Genomic DNA, 17,308 nt, shown 5'->3' with positions numbered 1-17,308 from the left:
CATGCTGGGAGCAAACATGCGCAACATTTCCAGGAAGGCGGAAGGTCGACTCCTCCTGGCGCCGCTGGTCGCCTTTATGCTTGTTTTCCTGAGCTTTCCGGCCCTGGTCAACATCGTCTATTCGCTTTCCGACGTGACTTTCCAGACGATGCGCGCGCCTCAGATCGCAGGCTTACGTAACTTTTGGCAGGTCACCGCCGATCCGGAATTCTGGGCCGCGTGCTGGTTCTCGCTTCGCTTTGGGCTGCTGACGGCCGTCACCGAATGCGCGCTCGGTCTGGCGCTTGCGGTCTTCCTGTCGCCCATCGTCAGCCGCCATGGCTGGACGATGGCGGTCTTGATGCTGCCGATGATGGTGGCGCCGTCGATGGTGGGTCTGATGTACCGCCTCGTACTGCACGAATTCGTTGGTCCGTTACCCTACTATATGACGCTGTGGTTCGGAACGAGCCCGGCTTTTCTCGACGCCAACAATGCCTTTTGGACGCTCGTCGTGGTCGAAGTCCTGCAGTGGACGCCCTTTGCTTTCCTGCTGTTCCACGTCGCCTATATCTCTATTCCATCGGATATCCGTGAGGCGGCGGCGATGGACCGCGCAAAAGCATGGCAGGTCCTCTTGCGCATCGAGTTGCCGATGATGAAGGCGACGATCGCCATCGCGCTCGGCATCCGCTTCATTGACGGCTTCCGTGTCTTCGACAACGTTTTTGCACTCACCGGCGCGGGGGCTGGGGGCTCCACGACGTCGCTGTCGATCTACATCTACCAGGCTTTCTTCAAGGGCGGCCAAATCGGTCAGGCCGTCGCGGCTTCCGTTCTGCTGTTCATCGCCTCGCTCGCTACCCTGTATGGGGGCGCCCTGTTGAGGTCGCGGTTACAAAGCCGGAGGGTCGCCACATGAGAGTGCTGCGCTGGAGCATCTTCGCCATTGCCGCCTTCGCGATGAACTTTCCGGTGGTCGTCACGCTGATCACCTCGTTCAAGAGCGCCCGGGAGATCGCCATGAACCCAGGCCTTCTCATCCAAGCACCGACGCTCGCGAATTACGCAAAGGTTTTGACCGACACCAGTCGGTTCAACATTTACGCCTATCTCTTCAACAGTACGGTGGTGGCTCTTATCGGCGCCTTATTGGCCTTGATTCTGACGCTGCCGGCCGCCTACGCTATCGTGCGCATGCAGGCGGGGCGCACGATTCTGCTGCCGCTGGTCGCAAATCTTCGCGTCGTGCCGCTCGTCGTCTTTGCGATCCCACTCTATATGATGTTTCAATTCGTCGGCCTGCTCGATACCCGTCTGGGGCTTGGCCTGATCCTGATCATCGTCAATCTGCCTCTCACCTTGATGATGATGGTGAATGCCATCGCCGACATGCCTGCGGAAATCGACGAGGCCGCGCGCATGGATCGCGCCGGAGCCTTGGTCATTCTCAGACGCATCGTCCGGCCGGTCATCCGCCCGGCGATCGTCACGGCCTTCATCTTTGGCTTCATCACTGCCTGGAACGAATACCTCTTCGGCCTAATGCTGACGACGCGGACAGCCGTACCTGTGACTGTCGGCGCATCCTTCTTCTTTTCCGCAAGCGGCGGAGGCGTCCAGTGGGGCATTGCGTCGGCCGTCATGATCCTCGGCGCACTGCCGCCAGCCGCCCTCGGGATGATCATCTACAGACAATTGACCGGATCCATGACCGCCGGCGCGGTCAAGGGCTGAGTCGGACGCACGAACTTATTGGAGTGACCATGGCTCAGATCGAACTCGAAGGCATCAGCAAGGCCTTCGGCCCAATCACCGTCATCCCCCCTCTCGACCTGGAGATCGGCACGGGTGAATTCGTTGTTTTTGTCGGCCCTTCCGGTAGTGGAAAATCGACCCTGCTGAGGCTGATCGCTGGCCTGGAAGAAAGCAGTGGCGGTCGTATCCGCATCGAGGGCAGGGATGTGACGACGATGGCCTGTGGCGACCGCGGCCTTGCCATGGTTTTCCAATCCTATGCACTCTACCCGCACATGACCGTGCGCCAGAATATGGCCTTTCCACTCGAGATGGCTGGCGAAAGCAAGTTATCGATCTCCGGCAAGATCGAGGATGCCGCACGCATCTTGAGTCTGACGCCCTTTCTCGATCGCCGACCGGCCCAGCTTTCAGGTGGTCAGCGGCAGCGAGTGGCCATCGGTCGCGCCATCGTACGCAATCCAACAGCCTTCCTGTTCGATGAGCCGCTCTCCAATCTGGATGCGGCATTGCGCGGCAACATGCGTCTGGAAATCATGAAGCTGCACCAGCAATTGAAAAGCACCATGATCTACGTCACGCATGATCAGGTTGAAGCCATGACTATGGCCGACCGGATCGTCGTGTTGAATCACGGAAAAATCGAGCAGGTCGGGACACCGCAAGCGCTTTACGAGCGACCTGCGAACCTGTTCGTCGCCGAGTTCATCGGCGCGCCGCGCATGAATCGGATCGAGGGCGAACTCGCCGCCAAGCTTGGTGCTGCGACAATTGGCATAAGACCCGAGCATTTTCGGATTGTCGAGAATGGCACCGGCCTGTGGCAGGCAAAGGTCGAAATAGTCGAAAATCTCGGCGCCGAGGCTCATGTGCATGTTGCGTCGGATGCCACAGGCTCGTTGGTTGTGCGAGCCCCGGGATCCGCCGCCACGAGAGTCGGAGACATGATCGGTCTTTCCCCGATGGAGAGTTTCATTCACAGGTTCGACCCAGAAGGAAACGCTCTCGCTTAAAGGACGTCGCAGTCGGCGGGGAAGAAACTGGCGGCATCTACACTGACGCGCCTTATAAACGGGTCCTTGCATTGTTGCGCCTGGGGCAGAACCCGCCGGACAGACAATAATTGATTTATTGCGAGTAGGGGGCGCATATGCAGCAGGCACGATCAGAAGCATTGTAGGGAAAATCACGTGGACGTACATACCCAACCCCCGCTCATTGCGCGTATTCGATCGCACGCGCCCACCATGACTCGTGCTCTTGAACGGGTGGCAGCCTTCGTCCTGGCAGACCCTCAGTCTGTCCTATACAAGAGTATTACGGAACTGGCCGACGAGGCGGAATCGTCAGATGCCAGTGTGATCCGGTTCTGCCGCGAGCTCGGATATTCTGGCTTCCAGAATTTCAAGCTGGCCCTGGCACATGAACTGGCGACACTCGAACACCCCGCGTCCCCTCCATCACCTGGCGATATCGTTCAGGAGCTCGTCGACACGGCGCGCACGGCTCTTGCGGAAACCGAGCGGCTGCTTGATCGTCAAGCGATCGAGCAGGTTTCGTCGCTGCTGCTTTCCGCGCGTCACGTTGAGATCTTTGGCGTGGCTGCGTCGGCCATCACGGCCCAATATCTGGAATACAAACTCGCTCGCCTTGGCATTCCGGCACACATCCCTCGCGATGCGCATCTCGCAACCATGGCATCGGCAACGGCCTCGCCCGAGGATATTTACATCCTCGTCTCCAGTTCGGGTTCGACGATCGATACCCTGCGGGTCGCGGAGAACGCACACGGCCGCGGGGCCCGGGTGGTCGGGATAACCAACCGAACCAAAAGTCCCCTTGCTGCAATATGCAACTTCAAACTCCTAGCATCGTCTCCTGAAACGCCGCTGACAGGTGGAGCCTTTCCATCGAAGATCAGCCAACTCCTGATCGTGGATGCGCTGGCGAACACGATAACCAAGTTGGACCCTTCGCGCCTGAAGATCATCAAGGATACCGCGCAGAGCGTCAGCGATCGGAACCTCTGAAGGATGTTTTTGAAGATAAACTTCAGATAAAAAAAATGTTTGACGATTTTCTACATAGAGATTAATGTCGCATCATTCAGGGAGATGCGGCGTTTATGGACATCATGGAAATTTTGCGGGGAAGGCTCATCGTCTCCTGCCAGGCTGCAGAAACGAGCCCGCTTCATGCGACCGAGCATATTGTGGCGCTGGCCCGCGCGGTCGTTCTGGGCGGCGCGCAAGGTGTTAGAATAGAGGGCGTGCGCAACGTTCAGACGGTGCGGAGTGCCATCAATCTGCCGATCATCGGCATCACCAAAATCGCCCAGTCAGGCTCCGACGTCTATATCACCCCTTCGCTGGAGGATGTGCGCAGCCTCGCGGCGGCAGGCGCCGATATCATCGCCTTCGATGCCACGGATCGGCCGCGCCCGGTACCCGTCGCGGATATCGTATTGGAAATCGCCCGGCTCGGGAAAATTAGCATGGCCGATATCAGTACGCTGGACGAAGCCCGGCAGGCCATCGCCGCGGGCGCGGATTTCGTCGGCACCACGCTGTCGGGTTACACGCCTTATACGGTCGGCGCCCCGGCGCCGGACTTCGCGCTGATGCGCAGTCTTGCAGAGGCGGGCATCCCCTTTGTCGCGGAGGGACGGATCTGGGAGCCATCGCAGGCTCGGCGCGCCTTGGAACTCGGCGCGGCCTTCGTCGTCGTCGGCTCGGCGATCACGCGCCCCGATGAAATTGCCAAACGGTTTGCTGACGCGATTGCCGATGGGCAGCGCTGAGATTTTGGAGGATGGAATGATCAGGACAGCAAAAGTGGCCGTTATCGGCGCCGGCTTCATGGGCTCGATGCACGCCTCGATCTTCGCAAGCGATCCGCGGGCGAAACTGATCGCGGTGGTCGACCGGGATATGGCCAGGGCGCAGGAGTTGGCCGATCGGCTTGGCGGCGACGTGCGCGTCTACGGTTCGCATGAAGATCTGCTGGCGGCCGAGACGCCGGACCTGGTCAGTATCTGCACGCCGGACCATCTCCACCTCGAACCCGCGCTGGCGATCGCTGCCAAGGGCATAAACCTCTTCATCGAAAAGCCCATCGCCTCGACGATCGAGGATGGGCGCAAGATCGTGGCGGCCTGCAAGGCGACCGGGGTGAAACTCGGTGTCGGTTATCTCTTGCGCTTCGATCCGCGCTACTACAAGGCACGCGAACTCATCGAAACCGGCAAGATTGGTACGCCGATCCATGTCTATGCCCGACGCAACAGCGCCCGCACCGAGGGGCCGAAACGTTATGCCGGCACGCTGCCGCTCGCCATGCACGTCACCGTGCACGACGTCGATATGGTGCTTTGGATGTTGAAGGGACAGACGCCGGTCACTGCCTATGCGCAGCAGACCGAGATCCTGCTTGGTGAGATGGGCACGCAGGATACGATCGCGGGCGTCGTCCGCTTCTCGGGAGGCACGGTGGTGACCTTCGAAAGCGCCTGGTCCCTGCCGGCCGGCGCCCGGCACATGATCGATGCGCGCCTCGAAATGATCGGCACGGAAGGCTCCTTTGAGGTGCAGTGCGGCGACAGCGGTCTCTATTTTGCCGACAACCAGGCGTCGCGTGAGATCGACACGCAACATTGGCCCGAAATCGGCGGCAAGGTCGGCGGCGACCTGCGTCTCCAGCTTTCAGGTGTCCTCGAATGGATCGGCGGCGCTGACTGCCAAGTGGCAACCGGCGAAGAGGCGCTGCTTTCGCTTGAATTAACGCAGGCGCTGGTGCGTTCGGCCGATACGGGCGAGGTGCAGCGGTTCTGACGACGAACGCGTGAGAAATTCAAAGGGATACAGCGCGTCTTCGCGCTGCGAAGTGCGACTGACGGCTCGTTGACGAGCGACAACCAGAAAAAGGGGAATGACATGAACAGACGTCACTTTATTGCTCTTACGCTTGCACTGTCCTCGTCCGTGGCGGTGCCGGCCTTCGCACAGGATGCGTCGTCCCAGCCCTACAAGGGAACCCACCTTGCCGTTTTGATGGAAGGTCATCCAACCACCGACGGTATTCAGGCGCTCTTGCCAGAGTTCACCAAGGCAACCGGCATCGAAGTCGAACTTGAAGTGGTGCCGGAATCCGACATCACTGCCAAAATGCTGTTGGAATTTTCCTCGGGCTCCGGCCGCTATGACGTTGTCCAAAACAACATTATCTACATTCCGGGTTTCGTGAAAGCCGGCTATATCGCGCCGCTCGACGAACTGGCGAGCAGGTTCGCGACCAACTACGACAAGACGGACTTTGTACCCGGCTACCTCAACACGAACATCGTTGACGGCAAACTCTATGGCCTGCCAGTCTATGGCGAAAGCACCTTCCTGATGTATCGGAAGGATCTCTTTGAGCAGTTCGGCATCGCTCCTCCAAAGAGCTTCTCCGATGTGACCGCCGCGGCGAAAACCATCAAGGAAAAGTCGAATGGGGAAATCGCCGGCATCACCATGCGTGGCGCGCAGGGGATCCAGAACGTCTATGTCTGGGCGGGATGGCTGTGGGGATACGGCGGAGAATTCATCACCAAGGACGGCAAGTCAGCGCTTGGTTCCGAGGAGGCTGCCGCTTCGCTTGACGCTTTCGCGAATGTATTGCGCAACTATGGTCCGGTCGGCGTCGCGAACTTCGGATGGGAAGAGAACCGCGTTCTTTTCCAGCAGGGGAAGGCGGGCATGACAATGGACGCCACCGTGAACGGCGCGTTCAATGAAGATCCGTCCATATCCTCTGTTGTCGGCAAGGTGGGCTACGTGCCGGTGCCGGTCGAGACCGACAAGTTGAAAGGCGGTTCTTCCTCGCTCGCGGTTCACAGTTTCTATGTTTCGTCTGCGTCCCAGCACAAGGAAGCGGCCTGGCTCTTTGCCTCGTGGGCGACGGCTAAGGAGCAGCAGATCAAGTCTTTCGGCATTGCGCCCAATTCCGGCGTGACTTCGCTTGCGGCGCTGAATTCCGAAGCGTTCAACAAGCGCTACGGCGCCTTTAAGGATGCCATGCTGGCCTCGATAAACATTGGCAACCCACAATATCTGCCAACCGTTGAGGCTGCCAACGAGATCATCAACAATACCGGCATCGCCGTCTCGAAGGTGCTGGCGGGCTCTGCCACGGCAAAGGATGCACTCGCCGAAGCCAGTGCGGCGAACGACGCCGCGTTGAGCCGTTGAGAAAACAGGCCATGTCCGGTCTGCCGGGCATGGCCAGCTTGCGGGGGAGTGGCGCGATGAGGGATACGACAACCTATTTTTATCGACCGGTCATCCTTCTGTTTGGAACGATATCGGTCATCCTGACCACCTATGTACTATGGCTGACGTTGCATAATATCAGCCTGCTGCGTCCGGGGCGGGAGAGCTTCATTGGCCTGGACAACTATATCCGGCTACTCTTCGACGCCCGCGCAATCAACGCGCTCGGCCGCACCGTGCTGTTCACGGTCGCAGCGACCGCCATCGAGGTGGCGCTGGGCCTTGCAATTTCGTTGCTCGTGGACCGGGAGTTTTTCGGCAAGCGTATCGTGCGCGGCATCCTGCTCGTGCCGATCGTCATGACGCCGGTTGTCGTGGGCCTCACCTGGCGCTTCCTGCTCGACCCGTCCAACGGTATGATGAATTACCTGCTCTCCACCATCGGCCTCGGTCCCGTGGACTGGCTCGGAAATCCGAACGTCGCGCTTTTTTCGCTCCTGATGGCCGACATCTGGCAATGGACGCCCTTTGTCGTGCTCTTGACCATGGCCTCCCTCGAATCCTTGCCGGGTGACCCGCAAAACGCCGCCCGTGTCGATGGAGCAAAGGAATGGCAGGTGCTCTGGTACATCACCTTGCCGGCGTTAAAGCGCGCGCTGCTGGTGGTTGCGCTGATCCGCGCGATCGACAGCGTCAAGGCTTTCGACATTTTCTACATCATGACGCGCGGCGGTCCGGCTCTCTCAACCGAGACTCTCAATCTCTATGGCTACATCTCCGCCTTTACCAATTTTGACATCTCGTATTCGCTGACGATCGCCATGGTGCTGACCATTCTGACGAACGTCGCACTGCTATTGCTCTACAATCTCGCCTTCAAGGCGCCAAAGCAAGGAGAGACCTGATGCGACGGATCGTGTTCTGGATTGCGCTCGCCATCCTTCTTCTCTGTGTGCTGTTTCCGCTCTACTGGGTGATCGTGACTTCACTGAAGACCCAGCGCGACGCCTTTTCGATGCCGCCCGTTTGGCTGTTCACGCCGACCTGGGAAAACTATGCGAAGATTCTGGACAACAGCGTCTTCATCCGCGCTTTCTTCAACAGCGTGCTGATATCGCTCTCTGCCAGCGTGATTTCGGTGAGCGTCGGGGCTTTCGTCGCCTACGGGCTGGTGGCGCAGGACGAGGCGACCAAACGCCAGAACGAGAAGTTCATCCTGAGCCTGCGCATCGCGCCGCCGCTGATCTTCATCATTCCGACCTATTTCCTGGCGGCGCAAATGAAGCTTCTTAACAATCACTGGATTGTCATCGGAGTCTATGCCTTCGTCAACATCCCGTTCGCGATCTCGCTGCTTATCACCTTCTTCGAGGATATTCCTCGAGAACTCAGGGATGCGGCAAAGGTCGACGGCGCGAAAGAGTTCACGATCTTCCGTGAGATTTTCCTTCCAGTGGCCCTTGGCGGTATGGTCGCCACCTTCATTCTCTGCGTTCTCTTTACCTGGAACGAATTCTTCATCGCCCTGGTGCTGACAGGGCGCAACACGCAGACCCTGCCGGTCAGCATCACCTCCTTCCTCACCTTCCAGGGCGTGCAATGGGGACCTCTGACGGCGGCGGCGACGCTGGTCATGCTGCCGATGCTGGTTCTGGGAATGCTGGTGCAGGGCAAGGTCGTGCGCGGAATGTCGCTGGGCAGCATCAAGGGATAAGATCATGACGGATACCAAAACAATGAAACGGTCCCTTCTGCTGAAGGGTATCCGGAAATCCTATGGCGACGTGAGCGTGCTGAGGGGCGTCGATATCGAGATTGACGAGGGAGACTTCATCGTCCTGCTCGGACCGTCCGGGTGCGGGAAGTCAACACTGCTCCACGCGATCGCTGGGCTGCATCCGATCGATGGCGGGCTGATTGAGATCGAGGGCAGGGACGTCACGGCGGTGCCGACGCGCGAGCGGGATATCGCCATGGTGTTCCAGTCCTACGCTCTTTATCCGAACATGACGGTCCGGCAGAACATCGCCTTTCCGCTGCGCATGCGCCGCGCCAGTGCCCCGGAAAAGGAAACCAAGGTGGCGCGGGTCGCCAAGCTGCTGCAAATTGAACAGCTTCTCGACCGCAAGCCGCGCGAATTGTCCGGCGGCCAGCGCCAGCGCGTGGCGATCGGTCGGGCGCTCGTGCGTGATCCGAAGGTCTTCCTCTTCGACGAGCCGCTCTCCAACCTCGACGCCACCTTGCGGGTGGAGATGCGGGGGGAGATCAAGCAGCTTCATGAGCGTATCGGCAAGACAATGATTTATGTGACGCATGACCAGATCGAGGCGATGACGCTCGCCACGAAGATCGTCGTGATGAACAAGGGCGAAGTGCAGCAGATCGGCACGCCGTATGAGATCTACCATCGCCCGGCTAATCTCTTCGTTGCAAAGTTCGTCGGCTCGCCCGCCATGCACTTTCTGCCTGGCGAACTGGGGGGCGTCGATGGCCGGGCCACGTTCAATGGCGGGGAAGGCTGGTCACTGCCACTCTCCTTACCGGAAGGCATCGATGCGAACCGCGACGTTCTGCTGGGCATCCGGCCGGAACATATCCGTCTGGCGCGCGATGGGCAGCAGGCCATCGAGGCGCGGGTTGAGATGGTGGAATCCACCGGGCCGGAAGACAATGTGACACTGTCCGTGCACGGCCGCACGTTGATCGCCCGCGTCGAGACGGGAAGCGTTTCTCAAGGGGCAATCGTGCCGATCACGCTCGTAGCCGACAAGGTCTTGCTGTTCGACGCCGCAAGCGGACGGTTGATCGGCTAGGATGGGATCGATGACGAACGACAAGGCAATCCTTGCCATTGATATCGGCGGCACCAAAACGCTGGTCGCGCTCGTCGATGCACCCGGCGTAATTGCAGAGACCACCATCCCCACTGAACGCGAGGATGGGCCGGACTGCTGGATCGAAGCGGCCGTTGCCGCTGCGCGGCCCTGGCGGGGACAGTTCCACGGCGTCGGGCTCGCCGTCAGCGGCTTCGTGCGCAATGGCTGCTGGTCGGCGATGAACCCGGTGACTCTCGGCATTCCGCCAAATTACCCGCTCAAAACCAAGGCCGAGGCGCTGTTTGCCCTGCCGGCCATCGCCGTCAACGACGCGCAGGCCGCTGCCTGGGGCGAGCATGCGCTTGGGGCGGGGCAGGGCGAGGATCTCGTCTTCCTCACCGTTTCTACTGGCATTGGCGGCGGCATCGTTCTCAATGGCCGCGTACTTGAGGGGCTTGCCGGGCACTTCGGGCTCACCACCGACGGCGACAACAATGCTTTCCTGGAAGACAGCGTCTCAGGCCGGTGGATGGCGGCGGAAGCCCGACGTTATGGGCATGAGGCTGATGCAAGACAGGTTTTCGCCAGTGCGTCGGCAGGCGAAACTTGGGCGGCGGATATCGTCGCGGCCTCGGCACAACGCGTTGCCCGGCTTTGCCGCAACATCCAGCTTGCGCTCGACCCGCCGCGCATCGTTCTCGGTGGCGGCATCGGCCTGGCGGATGGTTTTATCGATCGAGTGCGCGCCCTGATGTCTCCTCTCGGTCCCGTCCCGCCGGTGCCAATCTGTCGCGCCCAACTCGATGTTCGTGCAGGTATTCTCGGCGTCGCCGATCTGGCCCGCATCAAATTTTCGGGGTGAGCCGTTAAGTTGCCACTGCCGCCAAAGAAGGAGGAGCCAGCCATGTTGGTTCGCAAAGCTGCGATGGCAGATTTGCCATTCGTCATCGACGCCTACCGTCTCGCCTTCGCCTTCAGCGAAGAGCGAACGCGCCACTATGCCGAAAACACGGGCATCGGCTGCTTCCGCCTCCTCGAGAAAAACGGACAGCCGGCAGCAGTCTGGGCGGTGATCGGCTGCGGCCATTGGTTCGGCGGCCGTGCCGTTCCGGCGGCCAACATCGCCCATGTCGCAATCCAGCCCGAGTTTCGCGGCAGCGGTCTCGCCGCCGATATTCTCGACCTGTCCTGCGAGGATGCCCGCAAGGATGGAGCCTGCGTTGCCAGCCTCTTTGCATCGACGCGTCCAGTCTATCGCCGCGCCGGCTTCAACCTTGCCGGCCACGAGATGGTCTACGAAGCCGAAACCTCCGAGCTATATAAGGTCCAGCAGGAGGTGCGCTGCCGCCGGATACATATCGATGAGGCCCGCGCCGTGCTGGAGCCTATCTACCGGCGTGCGTGTCTGGGGGAAGCCGGGCTTCTCGACCGCCAGGATGCGCACTGGAATTTACACCTCGATGTGACTGCGAATACGCCCTCCGTCTTCGTTTTCGGCGACAAAGAAGGCTACGCGGTGCTCGATACGTCCCGCGCCGGAATTGTTGAGATCCGCGACTGGGCAGCGCTGACCGGTGCTGCGGCGCGTCAGATCCTCAAGTTCATCGGCACCTTTTCCACGGTGTATGGCAAAACACGCTGGCACGGCGCGCCGCATGATGCGCTGGTGTTTGCTTTGCCGGACAAGGGGTGGACTCTCATTCACCAGGAAGAATTCCTGATGCGAGTTCTCAATCCGGTTTCCGCGCTCAATGCTCGTGGTTATGTCTGCCGGGACGCAGAACTCACGCTTGTAATTGAAGACGACGAGCGACTTGTCCTGCAACTCTCCATTCGCGGTGGCCGGGCAACCTGCGCGCGAGGCGGCGATGATGGACCGGGCGTGCTGTCGATTCAGAAAGCTTACTTTCCCAGCCTCTTCTCCGGCTTTCGTTCTGCGACCTTTCTGCAGCGGGCGGGATATGCCGACGGTATCGCCACGACAGTGGCTCTCGCCGATAGCGTCTTTGCCGGTTCGCCGCCCTGGGTGGCGGAGCACTTCTGATGGATATCCACGCAACGGTACGGCAACGCCGGAACTTCAAGGAAAACAGAGGATGACAACCATGGCAGCGACGACCAATATGCGGCGTGAGATCGAGGAGATCCCCAGCGCCGTGGCGCGGTTGCTGGATGCTTCGGCTTCCCAGCTGAAGGCCGCGGGCAAAGCTCTGGCCGACAAAGATCCGGTTTTCGTGGCGACGATCGCGCGAGGCTCATCGGATCATGCTTCTCTTTTCTTAAAATACGCGATCGAGCTCTATGCAGGCAAAGCCGTCGCGTCCCTTGGTCCCTCGCTTGCCTCCATTTACGAACGCCCGATCGATCTTCGTCAGGCAGCGACGTTGACTATTTCCCAGTCAGGCGGTAGCCCGGACATCATCGATATGTGTGCATCAGCAAGACGGCAGGGCGCGTTGACGCTAGGGCTGACCAACACGCCGAACTCGCCAATCTGGCAACAGGCGGAAATACCAATCGATCTCGCCGCCGGGCCGGAGCTTGCGGTGGCCGCGACGAAATCGTTCGTCAACTCCATCGTGGCCGGACTGGCCGTTCTTGCGGAGTGGATTGACGATAATGATCTCAAGTCAGCGGTCAGGTTGCTTCCAGATCAACTCCGCGCAGCGCTTGCGGTCGATTGGAGCGCCATGCTTCCTTCACTCGAGGACGCGACGTCTCTTTATATTCTTGGGCGGGGTCCTGGCCTCGCCATCGCGTCGGAAATCGCGCTGAAATTCAAGGAAACGTCCAATCTCCATGCAGAAGCCTATTCGGTCGCCGAGGTCATGCATGGGCCGCTCGCGCTGGTGGCGCCAGGATTCCCGGTTCTTGTGCTCGCCGGAAGGGACGCTTCGGAAGCCGCCACGCTCTCGCTCGCTGACGATTTTGCGGGTCGCGGCGCAAATGTCTTCGTAACCTCGAAGAAGACCACATCGGCCCAGTCATTGTCATTCGCCGAAACCGGACATGCGCTGACGGACGCTCTCGCCCTGATCGTCCCCTTCTATGTCTTTTGCGAGCAACTGTCGCGTCGCCGCGGCTTGAACCCGGATCAGCCCGTCGCCCTTAAAAAAGTGACCCAGACACGATGACAACCTTGAGGGCAATCACCGCCGCTCGCATTTTCGACGGATCCGACTGGCATGAGAACAGCGCCTTGCTAGTAAAGAATGAGCATGTCGTCGGCATTGTGCCAGTTTCGGCTATCCCCGGCGATGCCGATCGTATCGACTACGACGGACAGCAGATCGTTCCGGGCTTCATCGATCTTCAGGTAAACGGGGGCGGAGGCGTCCGTTTCGGAGAGGAAACGTCGCTTGAAGCTATTCGTCAGATCACGAACGCCCACGCTCGCTTCGGCACCACCAAACTGCTGCCGACCCTGATCACAGACACGCCCGAGGTAACGGCACGTGCCCTTGAGGCGGGGCGACAGGCGCACGCTGCCAAGATTCCGGGTTTCCTCGGCCTTCATTTGGAAGGACCGCATCTGTCTATCGAGCGCAAGGGCGCGCACAATCCCTCATTCATCCGTCCGATGACGGCGGATGATTTGGCGGCAATTTGTCGATATCGCAAGCAGGCCGGTTTCCTCCTGACCACGATTGCGCCGGAAAATGTTTCCGCGGAGCAAGTTGCAAAGCTGGTTGAGGCGGGGGTTGTGGTCAGCCTCGGACACAGCGACGCCACACTGCGGACTGCGCGGGCATATTTCGACGCCGGCGCTTCAATGGTCACGCATTTGTTCAACGCTATGAGCCCGCTCGGCAACCGCGAGCCAGGGATCGTAGGGGCCGCACTGGAAGATGGCCGGATTTATGCCGGCTTGATCGCAGACGGCTTTCATGTCGATCCGGTGACAATGAAGATTGCCCTACGGTCAAAAAAGCTGCCTGGCGATATCTTCCTCGTCACGGACGCAATGCAAACGATCGGAACGGCACTGGCGCGCTTTGAGCTGAACGGACGGCCGATTCATCGCAGTGCAGGAAGCCTAAGACTTGCGGATGGTACGTTGGCTGGCGCAGACATAGACATGTTGGCAAGCGTGAAATTCGTCCACCAATTACTCGGATTGTCCCTTGAGCGCACGTTGGCGATGGCATCCAGCATCCCCGCCAAAGCGGTTGGACTTAATGAGCGATATGGCTTCCTGAAGCCAAACTGCGTGGCCGATTTCATTGTATTGAGTGATCGTCTCGATCATGTCGCAACATGGATAGACGGTGATAGGTCGGTTGCATAGGCTCGGAATCCGAAAATACCATGCACGACCACGCCATTGCGCGCCAAACCGACAATGACGCCGGTGGCAGCCTTGGAAATGTACAAGTGATGCCGGAACGGCTCACGCTTCCAGATATTGCTCATATGCGCTCGATGATCGGGGCCGTCATAGGCGAGCAGAGCACCCAGGATCGGGCCAGAACTGTAGAACAGGCCTGCTGCATTGATGGCCAGCCCCTGAGCCGCCTACCGCGTTACTGGATCCAGTCGGCGATCTGGCCGTCATGGTTGGACTGGCGAAATTCGAGTTGCAGGCTGATCGCTGCAGCATGGGCGTGGCACCGGTTGCCAATCTCAGCCCTTGCACCGTTTCTACTCAAGATTCCACAAGGGCGCTCCTGCACTCCTGCACTGCTTCAGGAATTGCGCAGATGCCGTTCAACATTCTGCAGATGGGCGCGCATCGCGGCGGCAGCGCCGGCGGTGTCCCGGTTGGCGATGGCACCGACGATCTGATCATGTTCGCAGAAGCTGTGATGGTCCGCAGGCGGACGCACCGGCGTGTCGCGCAGCCGGCCCCAGGTCACCTCCCGCCGCACTGCATTTAGCGTATCGAGCAGGCCCAATAGCAGACTGTTCTGCGTTGCCTCGCCGATGGCGCGATGCAGCCTGTTATCCCACAGCTCATACTGGCGCCATGATGGCGCCTGGCGGGTGCGGAGGATGCAGTTGCGCATATCCGCGACTTGCGCAGGCGTGGCGTTCAGCGCCGCACAGCGGGCTATCTCGGGCTCTATCGCGATCCTTGCGCCCATCACTTCGATCGGGTTGCTGCGCCGTGCCATGGCGCTGACATCGGCAACAGTATCGATGGGCCGGCTTCCCGTAAACGTGCCTTTGCCTACATGACGCCAGAGTTGCCCTTCGGCCTGTAATTCCGCCAGCGCCTTGCGCAGAGCCGCGCGGCCAACGCCAAGAATTTCCGCGAGTTCGCGCTCGGGCGGCAGGCGTCCGTCGCTGGGCAACTCCGTTTCCGACAGGAAATCCCGCAGCCTGGCTGCAACGTCCGGTTGGCGATTGGTCTCGATCAAATCTATCATTTTATAAACCAATTTAACGATTGGTTCGATTTATATTCACTTGAATCCCTTCTGTCAATCATTCGGAACTCGGGATTTCGTGCCATTGGCATATCTAATTAATTCATTGTTATTCAACAGTTTTATACAATATTTTGGGGTTTTTCGCATATCGGCAGCGCGCTGAACCTCCAGAGATATCAAGTGTGCTGTTGACTCCATAAGCGATATCAATCTAGTTTATTCATGAATTGGTTTGAATTGCACCTGAGGAGGGGTGTTCGACCAATCACCTTGGGAGGGAAAAAATGTACAGACTTGCTGTCAGATTGAGAGCGGCTGCCGCCGCTTTGACATTCAGTGCGCTTTTCGCCGCCGCACCGGCTGCCGCCGATCCGATCCGCATCGCGTTTGGAGATATTGCGACGGTCGAATCCCTGCATCTGCTGATCGCTTTCGAGCGGGCCAGGGAGAAGGGGCTCGACCTGAAGGTGACCTATCTGAAATCGGAGGATATCGCGGCCCAGGCCGTGGTAGGCGGACAGGCCGATATCGGCATCGGCGCGCCCTATGCTCTCATCCAGAAGGTCAAAGCGCCGATCCGCATGTTCCTGCAACTCAGCCAGTTGCGGTTCTATCCCGTGGTCAATTCCGAATTCTACAAGGGCTGGAAGGATCTCGACGGGCAGGAGATCGCCGTCCATTCGCGCGGCTCTGGTACGGAAGCCATCATGCGGCTGATGGCCGACAAGCACGGCATCGCCTATTCCAACATTTCCTTTGTGCCGGGCGCGGAAGTGCGCACCGGCGCATTGCTGCAAGGCAATGTCAAAGCGACGATCGTCGATTCCTCGGGCAAGCGCATTCTTGAAGACAAGGCGCCGGGCAAGTTTATCTTCCTGCCGGTCAACGATGTCAGCGCGACCGACGAGGCATTGTTCGCCAATACGGCCTTTCTCAAAAAGGATCCGCAAGGCGTAGCAAAGCTGATCGAGGCGATCCTCACCACCTGGCGTGAAGTTCAGGCCGATCCGAAATCGGTGTTGGCGCTGCGCGAGAAATACAAGCTCCTGCCCGATGCCACGCCGGAAATGGTCGCCGATATCGAGCCGTATTTCGTAGAAGCCGCGAAGCTGGGGCTGCCGGTCAATGGCGGCGGCGAAAAGGCGGCCCATGACGATTTCGAATTCTACACGATCTCCGGTGCGCTTACCGGCAAGGCCGATGAACTCAAGGTCGCGGATTTCTGGGAACTCGGGCCTCTCAACACCGCACTTGCCAAAATCGGCACCAAATAGGGACGAGAGAATGTCTTCATCCGTCAAAATGGGTGGCGTGACCGGGATGCACAAAAGTCCTGTCCCCAAAAGTCCTGTTCATATCACGGAGTTCCTCAGTCAGGCGTTTGCCGCCAGGCCGGCGCTGTGGTCGGTCGCGTCTCTCGCCCTCCTGTTCGGTGCCTGGGAGATTGCCGGTCTGATACCGATCAGCATCGCTTTTCCGACCTTCTCCGCGACGCTTGTCGCTTTCGTGGAGATGGTCCTCGACGGAACGATGGTGCATGCCTATTTCCTGACATTGCAGCCGCTGCTGCTCGGTGTCGCCATCTCAGCCATGTTGGGCATTGCCATAGGCATCACGATGGGGCTGTCGCGAAAGGCCGAATGGCTGATGGCGCCGGTTTTCATCGTGCTGCAGGCAGCGCCGATGGCCGCTCTCGTGCCGCTGGTGACCTTCGTCTACGGCATCGGCCTGACGGCGAAGACGCTTGCGGTCATCATGCTGGCGCTGCCGGTGATCGTGCTCAACTCCTACAAGGCGGTTCGCCACGTCAACCCGTCGCTGATCGCCATGTGTCGTTCGTTTCAAGGCACGCGCCTGCAGCAGATCGTCAAGATCATCATTCCCGATGCTTCACCGGTGATGTTTGCCGGCCTGCGGCTCGGCATCGCCGCCGGCTTCATTGGCGTCATGCTGGCCGAACTGCTGATCACGCCAACAGGCGTCGGCGATCTGATCACCTATCACCGCTCCGTCGCCAATTACGCGCATATGTATGCGGCCGTTGCGTCGATCATCGTCGTCTCGACCGTCACGCTCGCCGGACTGCAACGTTTCGAGCTCCGGTTCCTGCGTCCTGAAAAGAGGAAGAGGTAAC

Annotated in this window: 19 protein-coding genes; 16 read left to right on the top strand and 3 right to left on the bottom strand. The window is 59.5% G+C overall.

Annotated elements, in window-relative coordinates; all coding sequences use genetic code 11:
* The first annotated feature begins 16 nt into the window (after positions 1 to 16).
* From IEX53_RS11425 to nagA, 14 genes are all read left to right on the top strand, one after another.
* Positions 17 to 901 carry a carbohydrate ABC transporter permease gene (locus tag IEX53_RS11425; protein ID WP_188824298.1) on the top strand — a complete coding sequence of 295 codons (885 nt, stop codon included), beginning with the start codon at positions 17 to 19 and terminating at the stop codon, positions 899 to 901.
* Positions 898 to 1,716 carry a carbohydrate ABC transporter permease gene (locus IEX53_RS11420; RefSeq protein WP_188824297.1) on the top strand — a complete coding sequence of 273 codons (819 nt, stop codon included), beginning with the start codon at positions 898 to 900 and terminating at the stop codon, positions 1,714 to 1,716. Before IEX53_RS11425 ends, IEX53_RS11420 begins: the two co-directional genes overlap by 4 nt.
* Positions 1,717 to 1,745: 29 nt before the next feature.
* A complete protein-coding gene (locus IEX53_RS11415) occupies positions 1,746 to 2,750 on the top strand; it encodes an ABC transporter ATP-binding protein (protein WP_188824296.1) in 1,005 nt (334 codons plus the stop codon).
* Between the two features lie 177 nt (positions 2,751 to 2,927).
* Entirely contained in the window at positions 2,928 to 3,767 is an 840-nt protein-coding gene (locus tag IEX53_RS11410) for a MurR/RpiR family transcriptional regulator (protein WP_268902582.1), read from the top strand.
* A 95-nt stretch (positions 3,768 to 3,862) separates the two neighbouring features.
* Positions 3,863 to 4,537, top strand: coding sequence for an N-acetylmannosamine-6-phosphate 2-epimerase (locus tag IEX53_RS11405; protein ID WP_188824295.1), 675 nt, complete (start codon positions 3,863 to 3,865; stop codon positions 4,535 to 4,537).
* A 16-nt stretch (positions 4,538 to 4,553) separates the two neighbouring features.
* Complete coding sequence (locus tag IEX53_RS11400; RefSeq protein WP_188824294.1) at positions 4,554 to 5,567, top strand: Gfo/Idh/MocA family protein; 1,014 nt, start codon at positions 4,554 to 4,556, stop codon at positions 5,565 to 5,567.
* A gap of 102 nt (positions 5,568 to 5,669) precedes the next feature.
* Positions 5,670 to 6,965, top strand: coding sequence for an ABC transporter substrate-binding protein (locus IEX53_RS11395; protein WP_188824293.1), 1,296 nt, complete (start codon positions 5,670 to 5,672; stop codon positions 6,963 to 6,965).
* A 56-nt stretch (positions 6,966 to 7,021) separates the two neighbouring features.
* Positions 7,022 to 7,891, top strand: a complete 870-nt coding sequence (locus tag IEX53_RS11390) for a carbohydrate ABC transporter permease (protein ID WP_188824292.1) — start codon at positions 7,022 to 7,024, stop codon at positions 7,889 to 7,891.
* Entirely contained in the window at positions 7,891 to 8,700 is an 810-nt protein-coding gene (locus tag IEX53_RS11385) for a carbohydrate ABC transporter permease (protein ID WP_188824291.1), read from the top strand. The genes IEX53_RS11390 and IEX53_RS11385 overlap by 1 nt, the downstream gene beginning before the upstream one ends.
* Positions 8,701 to 8,722: 22 nt before the next feature.
* Positions 8,723 to 9,799: an ABC transporter ATP-binding protein gene (locus tag IEX53_RS11380; protein WP_236016150.1), complete on the top strand. Its 1,077-nt coding sequence runs from the start codon at positions 8,723 to 8,725 to the stop codon at positions 9,797 to 9,799.
* Between the two features lie 10 nt (positions 9,800 to 9,809).
* Complete coding sequence (locus IEX53_RS11375; RefSeq protein ID WP_188824289.1) at positions 9,810 to 10,664, top strand: ROK family protein; 855 nt, start codon at positions 9,810 to 9,812, stop codon at positions 10,662 to 10,664.
* A 42-nt stretch (positions 10,665 to 10,706) separates the two neighbouring features.
* Entirely contained in the window at positions 10,707 to 11,846 is a 1,140-nt protein-coding gene (locus IEX53_RS11370; RefSeq protein WP_188824288.1) for a GNAT family N-acetyltransferase, read from the top strand.
* Positions 11,847 to 11,907: 61 nt separating this feature from the next.
* Positions 11,908 to 12,936 (top strand): SIS domain-containing protein, encoded by a 1,029-nt coding sequence (locus tag IEX53_RS11365; RefSeq protein WP_188824439.1) that lies wholly within the window; start codon positions 11,908 to 11,910, stop codon positions 12,934 to 12,936.
* Positions 12,933 to 14,090 (top strand): N-acetylglucosamine-6-phosphate deacetylase, encoded by a 1,158-nt coding sequence (nagA, locus tag IEX53_RS11360; RefSeq protein ID WP_188824287.1) that lies wholly within the window; start codon positions 12,933 to 12,935, stop codon positions 14,088 to 14,090. Before IEX53_RS11365 ends, nagA begins: the two co-directional genes overlap by 4 nt.
* Here nagA and IEX53_RS23890 read toward each other — a convergent pair.
* The 3 genes from IEX53_RS23890 to IEX53_RS11350 all read right to left on the bottom strand — a co-directional run bounded on the left by IEX53_RS23890 (position 14,048) and on the right by IEX53_RS11350 (position 15,171).
* On the bottom strand, positions 14,048 to 14,260 hold the full coding sequence (locus tag IEX53_RS23890) for a type II 3-dehydroquinate dehydratase (protein ID WP_505815330.1): 213 nt from the start codon (positions 14,258 to 14,260) through the stop codon (positions 14,048 to 14,050). The genes nagA and IEX53_RS23890 overlap by 43 nt on opposite strands.
* Before the next feature lie 65 nt (positions 14,261 to 14,325).
* Complete coding sequence (locus tag IEX53_RS24170; RefSeq protein ID WP_268902581.1) at positions 14,326 to 14,451, bottom strand: type II 3-dehydroquinate dehydratase; 126 nt, start codon at positions 14,449 to 14,451, stop codon at positions 14,326 to 14,328.
* Positions 14,452 to 14,487: 36 nt separating this feature from the next.
* Positions 14,488 to 15,171: a FadR/GntR family transcriptional regulator gene (locus IEX53_RS11350; RefSeq protein ID WP_188824286.1), complete on the bottom strand. Its 684-nt coding sequence runs from the start codon at positions 15,169 to 15,171 to the stop codon at positions 14,488 to 14,490.
* Positions 15,172 to 15,458: 287 nt separating this feature from the next.
* Between IEX53_RS11350 and IEX53_RS11345 the strand changes: the two genes are divergently transcribed.
* Together IEX53_RS11345 and IEX53_RS11340 are read left to right on the top strand one after the other, a co-directional pair.
* Positions 15,459 to 16,448 carry an ABC transporter substrate-binding protein gene (locus IEX53_RS11345; RefSeq protein WP_188824285.1) on the top strand — a complete coding sequence of 330 codons (990 nt, stop codon included), beginning with the start codon at positions 15,459 to 15,461 and terminating at the stop codon, positions 16,446 to 16,448.
* 10 nt (positions 16,449 to 16,458) lie between these two features.
* Entirely contained in the window at positions 16,459 to 17,307 is an 849-nt protein-coding gene (locus IEX53_RS11340; protein ID WP_236016149.1) for an ABC transporter permease, read from the top strand.
* Position 17,308: the final 1 nt, after the last annotated feature.

The sequence above is a fragment of the Paramesorhizobium endophyticum genome (assembly GCF_014640615.1).
Lineage (GTDB): Bacteria > Pseudomonadota > Alphaproteobacteria > Rhizobiales > Rhizobiaceae > Paramesorhizobium > Paramesorhizobium endophyticum.
This window is presented reverse-complemented; position numbering and strand designations above follow the sequence as displayed.